Below are 3,605 nucleotides of genomic sequence, written 5' to 3'. Positions count from 1 at the left end.
GGGCCGCCGCCGGGATCGGGGGCGCCCGCGCCGGGCTCGCCGAGCTGGGAGTGGCGTGGACCGAGGCGGTCGCCGCCGCCCGCGCCGCGCTCGCCGAACCGCGGCTCGGGCCGATCGCCGAGTGGAGCCGCATCGGGCCCTTCCGGCTGCTGACGGCGCTGCCCCCGGAGACCGGCCAGGACCCCGCCGTCGGCCCGCTCCTCTCCCCCGCCCACCGCGAACTGGCCCGCACCGCCGAGGTCTACCTCGACTGCGCGGGCCAGGCCGGACGCACCGCCGCCGAGCTGGGCATCCACCGTCAGACCCTCTACTACCGGCTCTCCCGGGTGGAGCGGCTGACGGGCCTCGACCTCGACGACGGCGAGGACCGCCTGCTGCTGCACATGGCCCTCAAGGACGCCCGGCTGCGGCGCCTGCCGTGAGCGGCGCCCGCCGCGGCCCAGGTCAGCGGGCCAGCAGGGCACGCACGGCCGACGCGATCTCCTCGGGGGCCTCCTCGGCCATGAAGTGCCCCGCCCCGGTCAGCCGGTGGTCCAGGTCGGGAGCCCACGCCCGCCACACCCCGGCCGCGTCGTAGCCGAGCCGGGCACCCCAGTCCTGCTGGACGACGGTGACGGGCATCGCCAGCCGGGTACCGGCGTCCAGGTCGGCCCGGTCGTGGGTGACGTCGATCCCGGCCGAGGCGCGGTAGTCGGCCACGATCGACGGGACGGCGGCGGCGCTCGCGCGCAGATAGGCGGCCCGCACCGGACCGGGCAGCGCCGCCGGGTCGCCCGCCCAGGCGTCGAGGAACGACCCGAAGAAGGCGTCCGGGCTGTTGCCGATCAGCGTCTCCGGGAGCCCCGGCGGCTGCGCCATCAGGAACAGGTGGTAGCCGACGGCCGCGGACACCCCGCGCAGCACGTCCCACATGTCGAGGGTCGGCACGACGTCGAGGATGCCGAGGTGGCTGACCGTCCCCGGGTGGTCGAGGCCCGCGCGGAAGGCGACCAGGGCCCCGCGGTCGTGCCCGACCAGCGCGAACCGGTCGTGCCCGAGCGCCGCCGCCGCGGAGACGACGTCGGCGGCCATCGCGCGCTTCGCGTAGACGCCGGGACCGGTCGCGGCCGGTTTGTCGCTGTCGCCGTAGCCGCGCAGGTCGGGGCAGATCACGGTGTGCCCGGCGGCCAGCAGGGGGGCGACGTGCCGCCACATCAGCCGGGTCTGGGGGAAGCCGTGCAGCAGCACGACGGGGCTGCCGTGGCCGCCGACGAGGGCGGACAGCTCCACCCCGTCGGCGCCGGGCAGGCGGACGTGGTCGAAGCCGGGGATGGTGGGGGTCATGGCGTTTCCTCTCACCGCAAGAAGACCGGGACACGCGCACCCTGCCGCCCACGGATGAGCAACGAATCAGCGGCGCGGCCTCCGGCCCGGGGGGGGCAGCCCGGCGCCGCGGGCACCCCGGGCGGGAAGAGGGGAACCGCGCGGATCTCCCCGGCCCGCGGGAGGTGCGCCACCGTCCGGCAGCCACTCCCCGGCCGGGGGAGGGAAGCGGCGCGGGCGCCCCGGCCCGGGACAGGGAGGCTGCGCACCGGAGTCTCCCCACCCCGGGGGACCGGACCCGCCGTCCGGCAGCCGCTCCCCCCAGCGGCGACACGGCCCCGGCAGGCGGCCGGGGGCGGCGCCGGTACCGCGCCGAGAAGGGAGGAAACCGCGGGTCTCCCCACCCCGCACGCCCGACCCCGCCGTCCGGCGGCCGCTCCCCGGGCGCGGAAGATGGGAGCGTGCCGCCCGGCCCCGGCGGGGGCGCACCCCCGGTCGGGCCGGCGGGAACGCGTCCACCGGGGGCACCCCGGGCCACACCACGACACCCCCGTGTCCGGCACCCCGGAGGATGAGGACATGCGCATCGATGTGCTCGGCCCCGTGCGGGCCACCGGTGACGACGGGGTGCCCCTCGCGCTGGGCGGACCCCGGCACCGCGAGGTGCTCGCCCGGCTGGTCGCCGCGGACGGCCGCGCCGTCACCGCCGACACCCTCGTCGACGACCTCTGGACCCGGCCCCCGGCCCGCGCCCTCGGCGCGCTCAGGACCTTCGTCGCCGCCCTGCGCAGAGCGGTCGAGCCCGACCGGCCGCCCCGCACACCGCCGCGCGTCCTCGTCACGGAGGGCACCGGCTACGCGCTGCGGCTGCCGCGCGCCGCGGTGGACGTCCACCGGTTCGAGGACGCCCTCGCCGAGGCCCGCGTCTCCCCCGCCGCCGAGCCCGCCCTCGCCGTCGCGCTCGGCTCCTGGCGCGGCCCCGCCTACGCCGACCTGCCCGACGCGCCGTGGGCCCGGCGCGAACGCACCCGCCTGGAGGAACTGCGCCTGGACGCCGTCGAGGTGCGCGCGGGCATCCTCCTGGACGGGGGCGCGGGCGCGGACCTGGTCGCCGAGCTGGACGCGCACGCCGCCGCGCACCCCTGGCGCGAACCGGCCTGGGGGTTGCTGGCCCGCGCCCAGCACCGGGCGGGCCGCCGCGCCGACGCGCTCGCCACGCTCCGCCGGGCCCGCGCGGTCCTCGCGGAGCAGCTCGGCCTCGACCCGGGACCCGAACTGCGGCGCCTGGAGGCCGACATCCTCACCGGGGCGCCCGTCCTCGCCCCCGGCTCCCCGGCCTGGCCCGGCACCGGCGCCCCGCTCGGCCCCCGCACCACGGTCGACCTCGCCCGCACCCTCGCCCTGGCGGGCAGCGACGCCCTGGTGCTGTCCCGGCGGCACCGCCTCGCGGCCGTCGAGGCGGCCGAGCGCACCGGGGACCCGCTGCTCACCGCGCGGGTCATCGGCGCCTACGACGTGCCCGCGATCTGGAGCAGGGCCGACGACCCCGGCCAGTGCCGCGCGGTGGTGGCCGCCGCCGAGCGCGCCCTGACCGCGCTCGGTCCCGGCGGCCCGCCCGAGCTGCGGGCCAGGCTGCTCGCCACGGTCGCCGTGGAGAGCCGCAGCGGCGACCTGTCCGGCCCGGCGCTCGACCGCGCCCGCGCCGCCGCGCACCAGGCCCATGACCTGGCCCGCGAGCTGGGCGACCCGGCGCTGCTGGCCTTCGCCCTCAACGGCGTCTTCCTCCAGTCGTTCGCACGGCCCGGCCTCGCCCCGCTGAGGGACAGGACCGGCGCCGAACTGGTCGGCCTGGCCACCCGGCACGGCCTCCCGGCGTTCGCGGTCCTGGGCAGGCTGGTCCGGATGCAGTCGGCGTCCGCGCTCGGCGACCTCGACGGCGCCGCCGGGCACGCGGCGGCGGCGGAGGAGCTGGCCGCCGTCCACGAGTCGCCGCTGGTGCCGGTCCTGACGGCGTGGTGCAGGGCCCGGGTGCTGGCCGCCCGCAGCACCGAGCCGGGCGGTCCCGGGGCGGCCACCGCGGCGGCGGCCTACCGGACCGCGGACGAGGCGCTGCGGACGGCCGGGATGCCGGGGCTGCGGCGCGGACTGCTCCCGCTGGCGCTGCTCGGTCTGCGGGTGCTGCACGACCGTCCCGCGCCGACCGACCCGCGGCTCGACTGGGGTCCGCACCTGCCATGGGCGGCGCCGCTGGTGCTGCTCGCCCGCGACCGGGCGCGGGAGGCGCGCGCCGCCCTGGCGGCGGT

Annotated in this window: 3 protein-coding genes; 2 read left to right on the top strand and 1 reads right to left on the bottom strand. The window is 79.6% G+C overall.

The genetic code is table 11. The features are described from left to right. Positions 1 to 422: PucR family transcriptional regulator (locus tag GA0115242_RS42355; protein ID WP_141721768.1), on the top strand; the 422-nt coding region annotated here is incomplete at its 5' end. Positions 423 to 444: 22 nt separating this feature from the next. Here the strand turns inward: GA0115242_RS42355 and GA0115242_RS27905 are convergent. Then, positions 445 to 1,323, bottom strand: a complete 879-nt coding sequence (locus tag GA0115242_RS27905; RefSeq protein ID WP_093833258.1) for an alpha/beta fold hydrolase — start codon at positions 1,321 to 1,323, stop codon at positions 445 to 447. A 558-nt stretch (positions 1,324 to 1,881) separates the two neighbouring features. On the opposite strand from GA0115242_RS27905, the gene GA0115242_RS27900 reads away from it, so the two are divergent. After that, positions 1,882 to 3,605 (top strand): BTAD domain-containing putative transcriptional regulator (locus GA0115242_RS27900; RefSeq protein ID WP_093833260.1); only part of this gene is annotated, 1,724 nt, incomplete at its 3' end.

The organism is Streptomyces sp. SolWspMP-5a-2, from assembly GCF_900091845.1.
Lineage (GTDB): Bacteria > Actinomycetota > Actinomycetes > Streptomycetales > Streptomycetaceae > Streptomyces > Streptomyces doudnae.
This window is presented reverse-complemented; position numbering and strand designations above follow the sequence as displayed.

Bases quoted from the DNA above. Each gene is read 5' to 3' on its own strand.
- GA0115242_RS27905 (WP_093833258.1), bottom strand. From the start codon at position 1,323: ATGACCCCCACCATCCCCGGCTTCGACCACGTCCGCCTGCCCGGCGCC.